The organism is Kocuria aegyptia (genome assembly GCF_039530085.1).
GTDB classification, from domain to species: Bacteria; Actinomycetota; Actinomycetes; order Actinomycetales; family Micrococcaceae; genus Kocuria; species Kocuria aegyptia.
In genome coordinates this window covers 44,896-60,852 of sequence record NZ_BAAAOA010000035.1, presented here as the reverse complement: position 1 = coordinate 60,852, position 15,957 = coordinate 44,896, and the positions used below count along the sequence as shown (strand labels likewise).

The window sequence follows — 15,957 nt, the reverse complement described above, 5'->3', positions numbered from 1 at the left end:
CGGGCCGCCGTCGTCGGTGCCGTGGCCGGCGCTAGCGCAGCTGCTGCACCAGGAACCAGATCACGGGTCCGGCGACCAGCAGCAGCAGCGCCCACCGGCGCAACCGCACCTCGAACGTCGCGGGGTTGAGCCGCCGCCCGTCCCTGCGCCGGGACGCGGCGATCTCGTCGTCGAGGGGCCTGGGGGAGGCCTCGTGCGGGTCCTCGGGGCCGGTGCCGGAGTGGGACACCGAGGTCACCGCCACTTCGTCGTCATGATCAGCCCGGCCATCATCAGGGCCAGGCCGACCCCGATGTTCCACGTGCCGATCCCGGGCACGGGGTAGGTGCCCTGGAAGAGGTAATAGACGATGAGCCACAGCAGCCCGGCCACCAGCAGGCCCAGCATGATGGCCTTGTACCAGGTGGGAGTCGGGGCGTGGGTCTCCGGGGAGCCGTGCCGGGAGCGCTCGGTGAGCTCCTGCGCCACCGCGTTCGCCGTCGCCTCCGGGTCGAAGGCGGTGGAGCCGCCGGGCAGCCCCTCGGCCGCCAGCCGCGCCAGTTCCGCGTCGACGGGTTGGGCGGCGGCCGGTGCCGGCCGGCCGGAGCCGCCCGGGCGGCGGGCCGGCTTCTTGCGGCGGTTCTTGGACTCGGGCACTGTTCCTCCTGGTCACCAAGCGGGCCGTTAGCACGGCGGGGGGTCCGGTGCACCAGTCTAGCCGCCCGGTGCGGGCGTTCCCGCGGGCGCGTAAGCTGGACGGGCGCACCCGCCGAGAGGCACCCCACTCCCAGGAGAACCTGTGACCGTCAAGATCCTCGTCGTGGACAACTACGACAGCTTCGTCTACACCCTCGTCGGCTACCTCGAGCAGCTCGGCGCCGAGACCACGGTCATCCGCAACGACGACCTTGACGAGACCGCCGCGTGCGCGCTCGCCGACCAGCACCACGGCGTCCTGCTCTCGCCCGGGCCGGGCGCTCCCGCCGACGCCGGCGTGTGCACCGCCCTGATCCGCCACGCCGAGCAGAGGCAGCAGCCGCTGCTCGGCGTCTGCCTCGGCCACCAGGCCCTCGCGGAGGCGTACGGGGGGATCGTCACCCACGCCGAGGAGCTCATGCACGGGAAGACCTCCCGGGTGGAGCACAACGGCACGAGCGTCTTCGGGGCGGTGCCCAGCCCGTTCACGGCGACCCGGTACCACTCGCTCGCCGTCGTGGAGCAGTCCGTGCCCGAGGTCCTCGAGGTCACCGCGCGCACCCCGAACGGGGTGATCATGGGGCTGCGGCACAAGAGCGCCCCGCTGCACGGCCTGCAGTTCCACCCGGAGTCCGTCCTCACCGAGGGCGGCTACCTCATGCTCGGCAACTGGCTCGAGCTCGTGGGCCTCGAGGGCGCGGCCCGGGCCGCCGCGTCGCTGTCCCCGCTGATCACCGTCTGAGCGCGGCTCAGGCCCCGGGCCCTTCGTCGTCGCGGGCCCTGTCCGCCGCCCGCTCGGCCTCTTCACGGGCGCGCTCGTCCGTCCGCTCCGCCTCCTCGCGGGCCCGCTCGCGGGCGCGCTCGGCCTGCTCACGGGCGCGCTCGTCCGCGCGCTCCTCGGACTCGGGGCGGTCCTCCCCGCCGTTGCCCGGCCCGGAGCCCTCCTCCGACTCCTCTGCCTCCTCGCCGTCCTCCTCGGTCTCCTCCGGCTCCTCGGGGGACGGCGACGGGGTGGGCGCGAGGGTCGGCTCGGGGGCCGGCTCGGGTTCCGGGGCGACCGCCACGGTGAGCGTGATCGTCGAGCCCTGCGGGGCGGACTGGCCGGCGTCGACGCTCTGGTCCAGGACCTGCCCGGCCGGCACCCCGGCACGGGTCGCGGTGACGACCTCGGCGGAGAGCCGGACCGCGTCCGCGCCGAGGGCGGCGACCGCCTCCTGCCGGCCCAGGCCCACGAGCTGCGGCACCGTCACCCGTCCCGTGGACAGCACGAGCTGCACCTCCGAGCCGCTCCGGACGGTGGTCCCGCCCGGCGGGTCGGTGGCGACCAGCATCCCCTCGGGCACCCATGAGCTGTTCGCCGTGCGGGTGGCCCCGGGCTCGAGCCCGGCGGACTCCAGGGCCTCCCGCACGTCCTCCACGGACCGGCCCACGAGGTCGTCGGGGACCTCCAGCTCGGCGGGGCCCCTCGAGACGCCGAGGACCACGGTGGAGCCCTCCTCGACCTGCGTGTCGGCGGCGGGGTCGGTGCCCACGACGTCGCCCTCGGGCACCTCGTCGTCGAAGACCTCCTCGCGCTGCGGCACCAGGTCCGCGTTGCGCAGCACCGTCTCGGCCACCGACGCGTCCATCCCCGCCACGAAGGGGACGGCGACGAGCGCGGGCCCGCCGCGCCGGTCCTGGTCCCACCGGAGGGCCAGGACCCCGAGGGCGACGAGGACCGCGAGGACGAGCAGGGCGATCAGCGCCGTGCGCAGCGGACTCCGTCGCCGGCGCCGGGCGGGGGTCGATCCGCTCTCCGGGGTGTCCACGGCCACCGGCGCGGCGGCGACCGCCGTGCCCGCCGCCGTCGGCGGGTCCGCCGCGGCGGGCACGGGGACGGGCGGGAGGGTCTTCGTGTCCTCGTCCCGCCGCCGCACCGCGTGCAGCGGCTGAGTGGCGTCCAGGTCCCCCGGCACCGCGGGGCGCAGCTCGCGCAGCGCCCGGCGCATCTGCCCGGCGTCCTGGAAGCGCGCGGCGGGGTCCTTGGCGAGGGCCTTCGCCAGGAAGTCATCGACGCGCCCCCCGAGCCGGGGATCCAGCTCGGAGGGCGCGGGGGGACGGTCCCGGACGTGCTGGGCGGCGATGTCCACCGAGGACCCGCCCACGAACGGTGCCCGTCCCGTGAGCATCTCGAAGAGCACGCATGCGGCGGAGTAGAGGTCGGAGCGGGCGTCCACGGTCTCGCCCCGGGCCTGCTCCGGGGACAGGTACTGCGCGGTGCCGAGGACGGCCTGGGCCTGCGTCAGCGCCGGCGAGGTGTCCTCCACGGCCCGGGCGATGCCGAAGTCCATGACCTTGACCTGCCGCTCCGGGGTCACGATCACGTTGGCGGGCTTGATGTCCCGGTGGACGATGCCCGCCCGGTGGCTGTACTCGAGGGCGTCGAGGATGCCCAGCGTGATGTCCACGGCCTCCTGGGGCGAGACGGCGTTCTCGTGGATCAGTTGCCGCAGGGTCCGGCCGGGCACGTACTCCATCACGATGAACGGCCGGTCCACGCCCTCGTCGGTCGCCGCGAGGATCTCGCCCGTGTCGTAGACCGAGACGATGGAGTGGTGGTTCAGGGCGGCCACGGACTGCGCCTCGCGCTTGAACCGCTCGTGGAAGGAGCCGTCCCGGGCCAGCTCCGGGCGCAGCACCTTGATGGCCACCCGCCGGCCCAGCCGCAGGTCCCGCCCCAGGTGGACGGTGGCCATCCCGCCGCGGCCGATCGTCTCGCCCACCTCGTAGCGGTCGTTGATCAGGGAGGGGACGGGGTTCCGGCCCGGCACGGCTCAGCTCTCCTGGCCGGGGCCGGTCGGTGTCGCGGTGGGCGCGGGCGATCCGGTGGTGGGGGTGGGGGTGGGCGCCGCGGCGACCCACATCTCGATGGTGTCGCCGGGGCGGACGGTGGACCCGCCCAGGGGCTGGGTGCGCAGCACGGTCCCGGGCTCGGCGTCCTCTGTGGTCTCGTCGTAGCGGATGATGTTCACGCCCAGGAGCCGTATCTCGTCGATCAGCGGATCCGCGGGCCGGCCGACCATCCCGGAGGGGAGCTCCACGGTGTCGGGGCCCGTCGAGTAGACCACCGTGATGGTGGTGCTCCGTGACACCTGTCCCACGGGGTTCAGGGACAGGACCGTGTTCTCGTCCGCGTCGGCGGTGCGGCCCTCCCGCTCCACGGGGAAGCCCAGGTCGGAGAGCTCCTGCACCACCTCGTCCACCGGCCGGCCCTCGTAGCGGGCGGCGAGGACCTCCACGGTGTCCGCGGCGCCGGGCGCCTCCACCGCAGGGGGCGCCGGGGTCCCGGGCACCGCCGAGGTGGAGACGGTGCCGGTGGGGGACGGCTCCTGGCTCACGGGCGCCGGATCGCGCAGGAGGAAGTACCACAGTAGCCCCGCCAGCAGGAGCAGCACCAGGAGCGCCGGCAGCAGCCAGGACCACACCGAGCGGCGCTCCCGGCGCTCCCCGGGGCGGGGGGCCGGGTCGGTGCCCGGCTCCGGGGCGTCGTCGTCCCCGGGCCCCTGCGGGCCGTCGACCACGTCCAGTTCGGCGGTGATGGGCCGCGACGCCCCGGCGGCCCCGGCCGCGGCGGCGGCCGTGCTCCCGCGGTCGAGCATCTGCGTCGGCTCGTCGCGCACCGGTTCGAACGCCTGGGTGGCGTCGTCGTCGGGCAGGTCGAGGAACGGGCGCATCCCGGGCACGGCCGCGACCGCCGCGTCCTCGTCACCGCGGCGGATCGCGTCCACGGCGGTGGCCAGCGCGCCGGCCGTGGCCGGGCGGTCCTTGGGGTCCTTCGCCAGCATCGACATCAGCAGCGCCCGCACGGTCTCGGGCACGCTGTCCTTCAGCGGGGGCGGCGGATCGTTGACCTGCGCGAGGGCGATCGCGATCTGCGACTCCCCGGTGAACGGGCGGCGCCCGGCCAGGCACTCGTAGCCGATGATGCCCAGCGAGTAGATGTCCGAGGACCCCGTGGCGGTCTGCCCCGTGGCCTGCTCCGGGGCGAGGTACTGGGCGGTGCCCATGACCTGACCGGTGGCCGTGAGGGGCACCTGGTCCGCCAGGCGGGCGATCCCGAAGTCGGTGACCTTCACCCGGTTGTCCGGGGTGATGATGAGGTTGCCCGGCTTGACGTCGCGGTGCACCAGGCCCTGGGCGTGCGCGGCCGCCAGCGCCCGGGCCGTCTGCCCGATGTAGTTGAGCACGGTGTCCGGCTCGAGCGTCTTCTGCCGCTCGATGATGTTGGACAGCGGCTCGCCCGGGACCAGCTCCATCACCAGGAAGGCGGAACCCTCCTCCTCGCCGTAGTCGAAGACGTTGGCGACACCGGGGTGGTTCAGCAGCGCGGTGTGCCGCGCCTCCGCCCGGAAGCGCTGCAGGAAGTTCGGGTCCCCGTTGTACTCCTCCTTGAGGATCTTCACGGCCACGATCCGGCCCAGGACCCGGTCCTTGGCCTTCCACACCTCTCCCATGCCGCCGATCGCGATCCGATCGGTCAGTGCGTAGCGGCCGCCCAGGACGGTGCTCGACGATGGTCTCACTTGTTCAACACCGCCTCGAAGAGTCGCTTGGCACCCGGACTGGTCAGCGAGGCGCCCGTCGCCACGTCCACGTCCTCGAAGACGACGGCGAGGGCCACCTGGGGGTCGTCGGCCGGCGCGAAGCCCGTGAACCAGGCGTCGTTGAGGCCCTCGTCCGAGCCGATCTCGGCGGTGCCCGTCTTCCCCGCCACCTCGACGCCGGGGACGGCCGCCCCGCGGGCGATGCCGTCCTCGACGACCTCGACCATGAGGTCCGAGACGGTCCGGGCGACGTCCGCGCTCGTGGAGCGGCGCAGCTGCTCCGGATTGAGCTCCCGGATCACGGACAGGTCGGCGGAGCGCACGGTGCGCACGAGCTGGGGCTTCATCTGCACGCCGTTGTTGGCGATCGTGGCGCTCATCATGGCCACCTGCAGGGGCGTGGTGCGCACGTCGTACTGGCCGATCGAGGACAGCGCGAGCTGGGCGTCGTTGAGCTCCTCGGGAAAGATCGACGGGGTCACCTTGAGCGGCACCGAGAGGGGCTCGCCGTAGCCGAAGTTGCGGGCCGTCTCCCGGATCGCGTCCGCCCCGAGGTCCAGGGCGATCGAGGCGAACGGCGTGTTGCAGGACTGCTCGAGCGCGAACTCCAGGTCCGCCTCCGTGCGGGCCGTGCACCCGCCGCCCACGTAGTTGGGCAGGGTCACGTCGGTGGCGGGCAGGGGCAGCTCCTGAGGATTCGGGATCAGGGTCTCCGTGGTGTACTCCCCGGACTCGAGGGCGGCCACGGTGTCGATGATCTTGAACGTCGAGGCGGGGGCGTAGAGGTCACCGGCGACGGCGCGGTTGACGAGGGGCTCCTCGGGGTCGGCGTTGAGGCGTTCCGCGGCGGCGATCACCGAGCCGGAGTCGTGCGAGGCCAGCTCGTTGGGGTCGTAGCCGGGGCTCGAGACCATGGCGAGGATCGCGCCCGTCTCCGGGTCGAGCGCCACGATCGAGCCCTTCCGGCCCTCGAGCAGCTCGGCGGCGGTCTGCTGGAGCACCGGGTCGATGGTGAGCTCGACCGACGCGCCCGTGGGCTGGTTCCCGGAGAACATCGAGACCACGCGGTCGTAGAACTGTTCGTCGGAGCCGCCGGAGAGTTCCTCGCCGAGGGCGGCCTCGAGTCCGGTGGCGCCGTAGACGAGGGAGAAGTAGCCCGTCAGGTGCCCGTACGTCAGCGGGTCCGTGTAGACGCGCTGGTACTCGAAGTCGTCCTCCGAGGGCACGGAGGACGCCTTCGGGTCGCCGTCCACGAGGATCGCCCCGCGGTCGGCGCCGAACTGGTCGTAGAGGCTGCGGTTGTTCCACGGGTGCGCCTCGAGACTGCGCGCCGCGACGAACTGCACGTAGGTCAGCGCGAGGAGCAGCACGGTGAAGATCGCCACGCCGGCCACCCAGGTGTGTCGGATCGCCCGGTTCACGGTGCTCCTCCGTTCTCGGCGCTCCGGGACCCGCCGGGGCCCCTGCGGTCCTTGTCGGTGAGGCGGGACATCGCCTCGGTGGGGGTGCCGTCGTGCTGGTCCGCGTCCCCGGCATCCCGGTGACCGCCCGGACCCGTGGCGGCGATCGGCTCGGTGGCGGCGGTGTCGGCGGGCACCGCGGGACCGCGGGCGGTGTCGGGGCGAGCGCCCCGCTGCCCCGCGGCGTGGTCCTCACGGTCCGACCGCGCCCCGTCCGGCTCGTGCCCGTCCGGCTCGTGCGCGTCCGGCTCGTTCCGGGGGCCGCGGTCCCGGCGGCGCTCCAGGCGCTCGGCGCGCTCCTGCGCGTCGCGCCGCGCCGCCTCCCGCAGCGTGGCCTCGTAGGCGGCGACCTCGGCGAGATCCGCCTCGGTGGCCGGACCGGTGACCACGGGCCTGCGGGCCGTGTGGGAGATCGCCAGGACGATCGCCGCGATGATCCAGTTGGACAGCAGCGAGGAGCCGCCGGCGGACATGAACGGGGTGGTCAGCCCGGTCAGAGGGATGAGGCGGGTGACCCCGCCCACCACCACGAACAGCTGCAGGACGATGACCGCGGACAGCCCTGCCGCCAGCAGCTTGCCGAAGGAGTCACGGGTGCCCAGCGCGGCGCGGAAGCCGCGGGTGACGAACAGGAAGAACAGCACGAGCACGGCACTCAGGCCGATCAGCCCCAGTTCCTCGCCGAACGCGGTCATGATCATGTCCGAGTTGGCGTAGGAGACGAGGTCCGGCCTGCCCTGCCCGAGCCCCTGCCCGAAGAGCCCGCCCGAGGAGAGCCCGAACAGGCCCTGGACGATCTGCCCCGAGCCGCCCGGGGCCCGGTTGTAGACCTCCGGGTCGAACGCGTTGAGCCAGGAGTCCAGCCGCGCCGCGACGTGGCCGAAGGCCTGGCTCGCGAAGAACCCGCCGACGGCCACGAGCAGCAGCCCGATGACGATCCAGCTCAGCCGGCTGGTGGCGAGGTAGATCATGGCCACGAACAGGCCGAAGAACAGGATCGCGGAGCCGAGGTCGCGCTGGAACACCAGCACGCCGATCGCGATGATCCACGCCGCGAACATCGGCGCCATGTCCCGGAACCGCGGCAGGCGCACCGGGCCGATCTTCTTGCCGGCCAGCAGGATCAGGTCCCGGTTGGTCGAGAGGTAGCCCGCGAAGAAGACGGCCAGGGTGATCTTGGCGACCTCTCCGGGCTGGAAGGTGCGCCCGCCCACCGAGATCCAGATCCGGGCGCCGTTGAGCTCCAGACCGAGACCGGGCAGGAGGGGCAGGAGCAGCAGCAGCCCGCTGAGCACCAGGCAGATGTAGGTGATCCGCCGCAGCACCCGGTGGTCCTTGAGGAACCAGAGCACCAGGCCGGCGGCGGTCATGGCGAAGGCCGTCCACACCACCTGCGAGCCCGCGGCCGTCTGATTCGTGGTGAGGTCGATCCGGTGGATCATGGCGATGCCCAGGCCGTTGAGGGCCACCACGATCGGCAGGACGTAGGGGTCCGCGTACTTGGCCCGCAGCCGCAGCACCACGTGCAGGACCAGCGCGCCGATGCCCAGGACCAGCCCGGAGACGAGGATGTGCGGGTCCCCCGAACCCAGCTGGTCGGGGTCCACGAGGATGTTCGCGCCCACGCCGATGCCCACGGCGAGGACGAGCAGGAACAGCTCGGTGAGCCGCCGCGGCTTCTGGCGCGGCTCGAGCTGCTCCTCCTGGGGGAGGCTCCCGGCGGGGGCGGTCATCCGGCACCACCGGGTGAGGCGGTGGGCGAAGCGGTGGGGGAGGCGGTGGCCCGCTGGACGGTGCCGGTCGGGCGCGGCGCGGGACCGGGGGTCTCCTCGGCCACGGACTCGCGCAGCTCGCGCACGATCCGCTCCGCCTCCTCGAGGCTGCCCGCGGGGATGGCGTTGCGCACCCGTGCCTGGGCGAAGCCCGGGAGGTCGTCGACCCGCAGGTCCGTGGCGCGCTCGAGATCGCTGAGGCTCACGGGCCCGAGCGACTGCGAGACGCCGTTGTAGATCGCCACGTTGCCCTGCTGCTCGCCGACGTAGTACTGGGAGCTGATCCAGTTGCTCGTCAGCCAGCCCCCGGCCACCAGCAGCAGCCCGGCCGTCGCCAGTGCGAGCACGAGCACGGCACGCCGGTGCCGGCGCCGGCGCGAGGACGGGACGGTGGCGTCCGCCCGGTGCAGCGCCGACTCGACGTCCCGCGGATCCGCCAGGGTGTCGGGGGCGGAGGTCTGCAGGAGGGTCGCGCGGCGCTCGAGGACGCTGTCGCTCACGGTGGGGATGCGCCCGGTCTGGGTGGCGTTGGCGGCGGCGCCCACCAGCAGATGGGGGCGCGCGGCGAGGTCGCGGCGCAGCGCGGCGGCCGAGGACTCGGCGGGGCCCTGCGTCCCGGCGTCCCCGGTGATCTCGTCCGAGGTGCGGGCGAACTCCGGGTCGGGGACCGCGCCGCGCGCCTCGCCGGCCTGCGGCACGGGGGCGGTGTCGTCGGTCTCGAAGACCTGGACGACCACCACGGTCACGTTGTCGGGGGCCCCGCGGTCCAGGGTCAGTTCCACGAGCGTGTCCACGATCTGGTTGAGGTCGTCGGTGGAGCCCAGCACGGACTCGATGGTCTCCGGGCTGACCACGGCGTTGAGCCCGTCGGAGCACAGCAGCCAGCGCTCGCCGCGCTCCGGGCGGAGGGTCTCCACGTCGATCTCGGGGGAGGCGTCGACGTCCCCGAGCACGCGCATCAGCACGTTCTTGTGCGGGTGGGACTCGGCCTCGTCCGGGCGCAGCCGGCCCTCGTCGATGAGCCGCTGGACGAAGGTGTGGTCCTTGGTGACCTGGCGGAACTCGCCGTCCCGGAGCCGGTACGCGCGGGAGTCCCCGATGTGGGCCACGACGAGCTCGTCCTGGTCCGCCAGCAGGGCCGTGACGGTGGTGCCCATGCCGCCCAGGCGGGGGTTGCCCAGGACCAGCCTGGCGAGGTTCTGGTTGGCGTTCTGGATCTCGTCCGCGAGCACGGTGGCGCCGTCGCCGTGGTGGTCGGGCCGGTCCAGGCCGGTGAGGTCCATGACCGCGGAGGCCGACGCGACGTCCCCGCCCACGTGCCCGCCCATGCCGTCGGCGACCACGGCGAGGTGGCGGCCCGCGTAGGCGGAGTCGTCGTTCTTCGAGCGGACCCGGCCCACGTCGGACCGCGCGGCGTAGCGGAAGGCGATCGGCATGCGTCAGGCCCTCAGTTCCAGGACGGTCTTGCCCACCCGGAACGGGGTCCCGGGGTCGAGCGGCACGGCCCGGGAGAGGCGCTGCTGACCGACGAAGGTGCCGTTGGTGGAACCGAGGTCCTCGAGGAACCAGCGCGAGCCCTGCGGGAACAGCCGGGCGTGGCGGCCGGAGGAGTAGTCGTCGCCGAGGGGCACGGTGGCCTCGGGGGAGCGGCCCAGCAGCACGGGGGCGTTACCGAGGGGGTAGCTGCGGCCGCGGAGCGGGCCGTCGAGGACGACCAGGGTCCGGGGACGGGAGCGCTGTCCGGTGGTGGGACCCGCAGCGGGAGGCGCCGTGTCCTCCGCGGCGTCCCGGCGTTCGGCGCGGGACCGGGTGAGGGCCGCCGGGAGCTTCCCGCCGACCGCCAGGTCACGGCCCTGGCTGGCGACGATGCTGAAGATGAAGATCCAGAGCAGGGCGAGGAAGCCGAACCGGAGCAGCGTGACGGTGAGTTCGGACATTCAGCGGTTCCCCTTCGGGGTCAGGAGGCGGAACGTGATCCTGGTCCGACCCATGGTGATCACGGAACCGTTGACCAGCTCCGTGCGGCCGATCACCCGCTCCCCGTCCACGTAGGAACCGTTGGTCGAGCCGAGGTCCACGGCCACGAAGTGCTCGCCCTGCCGCCGGATCTCGAGGTGCTTGCGGGAGACCCCGGTGTCCTCCACGGTGATGTCCGCCTCGGCGGAGCGGCCCAGCACGATCGAGTCCGCGTTGATGGAGAACCGCGCGCCATCGACGTCGAGCACGGGGATCCAGTGCTGTGCGGGCACGGACCGCGTCGGCTCGTCCTCCTCCCGGCGGTGGCCGCGGGCGATCCGCTGTCCGCTCGGCGTGGCGGGGGTGTTGGGCGACTCCGCGGTGCGCTGCGCCGAGGAGTGGACGCGGAACTCGCCGGCCTCCACCTCCGGGTTGCGGGTGAAGGACACCTTCACGGCCCCCTGCAGGGTGTAGGCCTGGCTGCGGGCGTGCTTGATGACGACGTCGCACAGCTCCTCCGCCAGCGGCGTGCCCCAGTCCTGGGCGCGGGGGAAGTCCTCGTCCGAGAACTCCACCACGAAGACGTTGGGGGCCATGGTGCGGCCGGCGGAGATCGTGAACGCCTCCTGGTCGAGCTCCCGCCGCAGGGCGCTGGCGATCTCGACCGCCTCCACCCGCTTCCGGGAGCCGGTGGAGAAGGTGGCGCGGACGGCCTTCTCGATGCTCTTCTCGAGGCTCTCGAGGAATCCCATGCCGCCTCCTTCCAGGCGTCGATCACGGTGCGCATGCACCCGGTCCCGGGTCAGGCGTTCTCCAGGATAGTAGACGCGACGCCTGAGAGCCGCGTGGGCGGGGGGCAGGCGCGGCGGGGGACCCTTGCCAGGACGCCGCGCCGGGGGAAGAATTCAGGTATGAAGCACGCTGATCAAAAGACCCTGTCCCTGACCGCTCTCACGCTCTCGGCGCTCCTCCTGGCCGGATGCGGTGACGGCGGCGCCGGTGGTGGGGGCGGCGACGAGACCACGGGCGGAGCCGGGACGAGCGCCCCCGCCGAGCCCACCGGCACCGACGGCGCGACCGCCTCGGCCACGCCGACCGGCGACGAGAGTGCCTCCGCGACCCCTTCGGGCACGGCCACGCCCGACGAGAGCGCGTCGCCGTCGGGCACCGCCACCTCGACCTCCTCGCCGGGCGCGGGGAGTGAGGCCGCCGCCGTGGCGGGCGCGGTCGTCGCCGCCGAGGAGGAGGTGGCGGGGGGTCAGGTGTTCGAGATCGACCGCAAGGACGACGACGGTGGCTGGGAGGTCAAGCTCGCCGTCGGTGACCGGGAGAAGGAGGTCGACGTCTCCCAGGACGGCTCCGAGGTCACCCCGCAGGAGGGCGACGACCAGCTGGACCAGGAGGACCGCGAACGGATCGCTCAGGTCCAGGTCCCGGTGGAGGACGCCGTCCGGACGGCCTTGGACGAGGTGGACGGCACGCTCGACGGCGCCCAGCTCGACACGGAGGACGGCACCACCGTGTGGGAGATCGACATCGATGACGACGAGGGCACGTCGGTGGACGTGTACGTCAACGTGGACAACGGCTCCGTCGTCAAGGTCGACCGCTGACCCGGTGACGGCGGACCCCGGCCGCACGGAGCGCCGCCAGCTCCTGCTGACGTTCCTGGGCCTGCTCATGGCGGTCCTGCTGGCCGCCCTGGACCAGACGATCGTGGCCACGGCGCTGCCCTCGATCGTCGGGGACCTCGACGGGCTCGACCGGATCTCCTGGGTGGTCACGGCGTACGTGCTCGCCGCCACCGTGGGCCTGCCGGTCTACGGGAAGCTGGGCGACCTGTACGGGCGCAAGCGGATCTTCCTGGTGGCCGTCGTGGTCTTCCTGCTCGGGTCCGCGCTCTCGGGCGCAGCCCAGGACATGACCCAGCTCATCGTCCTGCGCGCCCTGCAGGGACTGGGCGGCGGCGGGCTCCTGATCGGGGCGCAGGCGATCATCGCGGACCTCGTGCCGGCCCGCGAGCGCGGCCGGTACATGGGGGTGATCGGGGCGGCCTTCGGCCTGGCCTCGGTGAGCGGGCCGCTGATCGGCGGGTTCCTCACCGACCTCGTGAGCTGGCGGTGGGTGTTCTACATCAACCTGCCCCTGGGGCTGGTGACGCTCCTGTTCATCCCCCGCTTCCTGCACCTGCCGCACGTCCCCCGGGCACGCGTGCGGCTCGACGTGCTCGGGGCGGCGCTGCTGGCGCTGGGCAGCGTGGCCTTCGTGCTCCTCACCACCTGGGCGGGCACGGCCTACGCGTGGTCGAGCCCGCGGATCCTCGGCCTCGCCGGGGCGACCCTGGTGCTCGGGGCCCTGTTCGTGCTGGTCGAGCGCCGCGCTCCGGAACCGATCATCCCGCTGCACCTGTTCCGCGTGCGCAACTTCGTGGTGTCCACCGCGGCGGCCGTCGGGATGGGCGTGATCATGTTCGCGACGATCACCTACCTGCCCACCTACCTGCAGATGGTCGACGGCGCGTCGGCCACCGGGGCGGGGCTGATGATGATCCCCGTGACGGTCGGGATGCTCGTCGGCACGATCGGCACGGGCCGCCGCATCGCGCGGACGGGACGCTACAAGCACTGGCCCGTGCTGGGTTCGATCGTGATGGCCGCAGGGCTCGTGCTGCTCTCGCTGCTCGACGAGACCACCCCGTACGTCCTGACGGCGGTGGGAATGGCCGTCACCGGTCTCGGCATCGGCTGCCTCATGCAGAATCTCATCCTGATCGTGCAGAACGCGGTGCCGCCCGGGGAGGTGGGGGTCGCGACGTCGTCGTCGAACTACTTCCGCCAGATCGGGGCGTCCTTCGGGATCGCCGTGTTCGGCTCCGTCTTCGTCGCCCGGCTCGACGACGCGCTCGCGGGCCGCGCCGTGACCTCCCTCGACGTCAACGCCCTGAGTCCCCAGGTGCTCGCGGGCCTGCCCGCCCCGGTCCAGGAGGCCGTCGCACAGGCCTTCGCGCAGTCGCTGCCGCCGATCTTCCTGTGGGGCCTGCCCGTGGCGGCCGGGTGCCTGGTGCTGTCCCTGCTCATCGACGAGATCCCGCTGGGCACCACCGTGTCCGCCGCGCGCGAGGAGGCGCCGGGGCCGCCCACGGAGCCCGCCGGGGCCGATCGCGGCGGGTCCGGTGGCTAGGCTGGTGCCGGAACCGCCACCGGATGCATCAGGAGCAGCTCATGACCGATCCGCGCCCGTTCACCACCGCCGACCTCTACGACGAGCGCGGGGAGCAGCTGATGTCCTGCCCGCGCCAGTTCCTCGACCTGGGCGGGGCGGCCGCGTTCACCGGGCCGGTGCGCACGGTCCGCTGCTTCCAGGACAACGGCCTGGTCAAGGCCGTGCTCGGCTCCCCGGGGGAGGGCGCCGTCCTCGTGGTGGACGGCCACGGCTCGATGGGCACCGCGCTCCTGGGGGACATGATCGCGGAGTCCGCGGTGCGCAACGGGTGGGCCGGGGTCATCGTCAACGGCCCCGTGCGGGACCGGGTCGCCCTGGCCGGGCTGCCCCTCGGGGTGAAGGCCCTGGGCTCCAACCCGCGCAAGTCCGCCAAGGACGGTGTCGGTGACCAGGACGTGCCGGTGGTCATCGAGGGCGTGACCTTCCGCCCGGGGCGGACGGTGTGGGCCGACGAGGACGGGATCCTGGTCGAGGGCTGAACGGCCTGTCGGTGCATCGGCACGTGCGGCCCGGCCGGTGGAACGGCGCCCGGGGCGCGCGAGGTGACGGCCGCGGCGTCGGTTCCGGGGCAGCCGGCTGCCCGCTCAGCCGGTGCGATGGGTGAGCCGGCCGCCGCGGTAGGTCGCGCGGACGCCGATGTGCTCCACCGACCCGCCCCGCCGGTGCACCTCCAGGGGGTTCTCCTCCAGCACCACCAGGTCCGCGAGCTTGCCGGGGGCGAGCGAGCCGATCCGGTCGAACATCCCCAGCGCCTTCGCGGCCTCGGACGTGTAGGCGGCCAGGGCCTCCAGCACGTCAAGCCGCTCCCCGGCGGGACCGAACCGCCGTCCGTCCCCGTCGAGACGGTCGGTCCAGGCCTGGACCGAGCGCAGCACGTCGCCGTCGGCGACCGGGCGGTCGGAGCTGCCCGCGATCCGCACCCCGGCCTCCAGGAAGCTGCGGCCCCGGTAGGTCCAGTCCGTGCGCTCGGGCCCCAGGAGCCGGCGGAACTGGACGGCCATGGGGCGCAGGAAGCCGATCTGCGGGGTCACGACGATCCCCGCGGCCGCGAGCCGCGGCAGCTGGTCCGGGCGGGTGATGCTCGCGTGCTCGATCCGGTTGGGCACCCGGTGGCGGCCGTGCTCGTCCTGGCACCGGGTGATCACGTCGATCGCGAAGTCGATCGCCCGATCCCCGATCGCGTGGGCGGCCACCGACCAGCCCGCCCGGTAGGCCGCGTGGATCGCCTCGGCCATCTGCCCGGGGTTCTCCTGGAAGTAGCCCGTGGAGTGGCCGCCGCAGAAGGCCTCGGTCACCGCGGCGGTCTCGCCGAGCAGCGAGCCGTCCACGAACACCTTGACCGGTCCGAGGCTCAGCTCGTCGTCGCCGAAGCCGGTGCGCAGCCCGAGGTCGAGACCGCGCACGGTGCCGTCCCCGAGCCCGTCGATCCTGTGCAGGACGTCCAGCACCGGCATCACCTGGGCCCGGGCGTGCAGGGCGCCGGCGTCCCTGGCCTGCTGGTAGGCCAGCAGCTCGGAGGGGTTGTGCCCGATCCAGCCGGCGCCCACCCCGGCCTCGGCGAACGTGGTGATGCCCTCGGCGGCGTAGCGGGCGGTGGCGCGGTCGAGCGCCGCCACGAGCCGGTCCACCGGGTAGGGGCGGAACAGCTCCTGCACCACGGCCTGGGCGGTCTCCTCGACCAGGCCCGTGGCGCGGCCGGTGTCGTCGCGCACGACGCGTCCGCCCACCGGGTCCGGGGTCCCCGGGGTGAGGATCTCCGCCCGGCGCAGCGCCTCGGAGTTCACCACCGCCGCGTGGCCGGACGTGTGCCGGACGAACAGCGGCGTGCGGCCGGTGATGCGGTCTAGGACGTCGATGTCGGGCAGCGATCCGCCCACGGTGGCCGGGAGGAACCCCGTGGCCATGAGCCACTCCTCGTCCCGCGGCTTCGCGGCCATCCCGCGCTCCAGCGCCGCGTAGAGCTCGTCCAGGGACGTGCAGCCGGAGAGGTCCACCTCCGCCAGCCCCAGCCCGAACCACGCGGTGTGGCAGTGCGCGTCCACGAACCCGGGCAGCACGGTGGCCCCGCCCAGGTCCACGGTCTCGGCCGCCGGCACGTCCGGGTCGTCGAGGACCACGATCCGCCCGCCGTGCACGCCCAGGCTCGTCGCCGCCGGGCGGCCCGGCTCCATGGTCAGGACCGTGGCGTTGACGAGCAGGAGATCGAGCTGCATGGGGATCCTTTCCGCGGCGTGCCCCCATCGTGGCACCCGGCGCCCGGGCCCGCACGGCCCGGTGCCGAACTCACCC

At 73.5% G+C, this 15,957-nt stretch carries 14 protein-coding genes; 4 read left to right on the top strand and 10 right to left on the bottom strand.

What is annotated here, in order from left to right; all coding sequences use genetic code 11:
- Window positions 1–31: 31 nt before the first annotated feature.
- Both ABD220_RS13795 and ABD220_RS13790 read right to left on the bottom strand, forming a co-directional pair.
- The gene (locus ABD220_RS13795; protein WP_344123474.1) at window positions 32–238 is read right to left on the bottom strand and encodes a hypothetical protein; all 207 of its coding nucleotides are present in this window, start codon (window positions 236–238) and stop codon (window positions 32–34) included.
- Entirely contained in the window at window positions 235–636 is a 402-nt protein-coding gene (locus tag ABD220_RS13790; protein ID WP_344123473.1) for a cell division protein CrgA, read from the bottom strand. Before ABD220_RS13790 ends, ABD220_RS13795 begins: the two co-directional genes overlap by 4 nt.
- A 142-nt stretch (window positions 637–778) precedes the next feature.
- Between ABD220_RS13790 and ABD220_RS13785 the strand changes: the two genes are divergently transcribed.
- Entirely contained in the window at window positions 779–1,417 is a 639-nt protein-coding gene (locus ABD220_RS13785; protein ID WP_344123471.1) for an anthranilate synthase component II, read from the top strand.
- Between the two features lie 7 nt (window positions 1,418–1,424).
- On the opposite strand, the gene pknB is transcribed toward ABD220_RS13785, so the two are convergent.
- From pknB to ABD220_RS13750, 7 genes are read right to left on the bottom strand one after another with little or no spacing between them, the layout of a single operon-like run.
- Window positions 1,425–3,485: a Stk1 family PASTA domain-containing Ser/Thr kinase gene (gene pknB, locus ABD220_RS13780; RefSeq protein WP_344123469.1), complete on the bottom strand. Its 2,061-nt coding sequence runs from the start codon at window positions 3,483–3,485 to the stop codon at window positions 1,425–1,427.
- Window positions 3,486–3,488: 3 nt separating this feature from the next.
- Window positions 3,489–5,237 (bottom strand): protein kinase domain-containing protein, encoded by a 1,749-nt coding sequence (locus ABD220_RS13775; protein ID WP_344123467.1) that lies wholly within the window; start codon window positions 5,235–5,237, stop codon window positions 3,489–3,491.
- The gene (locus ABD220_RS13770; protein ID WP_344123466.1) at window positions 5,234–6,679 is read right to left on the bottom strand and encodes a peptidoglycan D,D-transpeptidase FtsI family protein; all 1,446 of its coding nucleotides are present in this window, start codon (window positions 6,677–6,679) and stop codon (window positions 5,234–5,236) included. The genes ABD220_RS13775 and ABD220_RS13770 overlap by 4 nt, the downstream gene beginning before the upstream one ends.
- Entirely contained in the window at window positions 6,676–8,451 is a 1,776-nt protein-coding gene (locus ABD220_RS13765) for an FtsW/RodA/SpoVE family cell cycle protein (protein ID WP_344123464.1), read from the bottom strand. Before ABD220_RS13765 ends, ABD220_RS13770 begins: the two co-directional genes overlap by 4 nt.
- Window positions 8,448–9,926 (bottom strand): PP2C family protein-serine/threonine phosphatase, encoded by a 1,479-nt coding sequence (locus ABD220_RS13760; protein ID WP_344123463.1) that lies wholly within the window; start codon window positions 9,924–9,926, stop codon window positions 8,448–8,450. Before ABD220_RS13760 ends, ABD220_RS13765 begins: the two co-directional genes overlap by 4 nt.
- A 3-nt stretch (window positions 9,927–9,929) precedes the next feature.
- Window positions 9,930–10,427, bottom strand: coding sequence for an FHA domain-containing protein FhaB/FipA (locus ABD220_RS13755; protein WP_344123461.1), 498 nt, complete (start codon window positions 10,425–10,427; stop codon window positions 9,930–9,932).
- The gene (locus tag ABD220_RS13750) at window positions 10,428–11,198 is read right to left on the bottom strand and encodes an FHA domain-containing protein (protein WP_344123459.1); all 771 of its coding nucleotides are present in this window, start codon (window positions 11,196–11,198) and stop codon (window positions 10,428–10,430) included.
- Window positions 11,199–11,357: 159 nt separating this feature from the next.
- Between ABD220_RS13750 and ABD220_RS13745 the strand changes: the two genes are divergently transcribed.
- The 3 genes from ABD220_RS13745 to rraA are packed head-to-tail and all read left to right on the top strand — an operon-like array spanning window position 11,358 to window position 14,147.
- Entirely contained in the window at window positions 11,358–12,059 is a 702-nt protein-coding gene (locus ABD220_RS13745) for a PepSY domain-containing protein (RefSeq protein WP_344123457.1), read from the top strand.
- A 4-nt stretch (window positions 12,060–12,063) separates the two neighbouring features.
- Complete coding sequence (locus ABD220_RS13740; RefSeq protein ID WP_344123455.1) at window positions 12,064–13,626, top strand: MDR family MFS transporter; 1,563 nt, start codon at window positions 12,064–12,066, stop codon at window positions 13,624–13,626.
- Window positions 13,627–13,667: 41 nt separating this feature from the next.
- Window positions 13,668–14,147 carry a ribonuclease E activity regulator RraA gene (gene rraA, locus ABD220_RS13735; RefSeq protein WP_344123454.1) on the top strand — a complete coding sequence of 160 codons (480 nt, stop codon included), beginning with the start codon at window positions 13,668–13,670 and terminating at the stop codon, window positions 14,145–14,147.
- Between the two features lie 105 nt (window positions 14,148–14,252).
- Here rraA and ABD220_RS13730 read toward each other — a convergent pair whose 3' ends face one another.
- Window positions 14,253–15,881 carry an amidohydrolase gene (locus tag ABD220_RS13730; RefSeq protein ID WP_344123452.1) on the bottom strand — a complete coding sequence of 543 codons (1,629 nt, stop codon included), beginning with the start codon at window positions 15,879–15,881 and terminating at the stop codon, window positions 14,253–14,255.
- Between the last annotated feature and the right edge of the window lie 76 nt (window positions 15,882–15,957).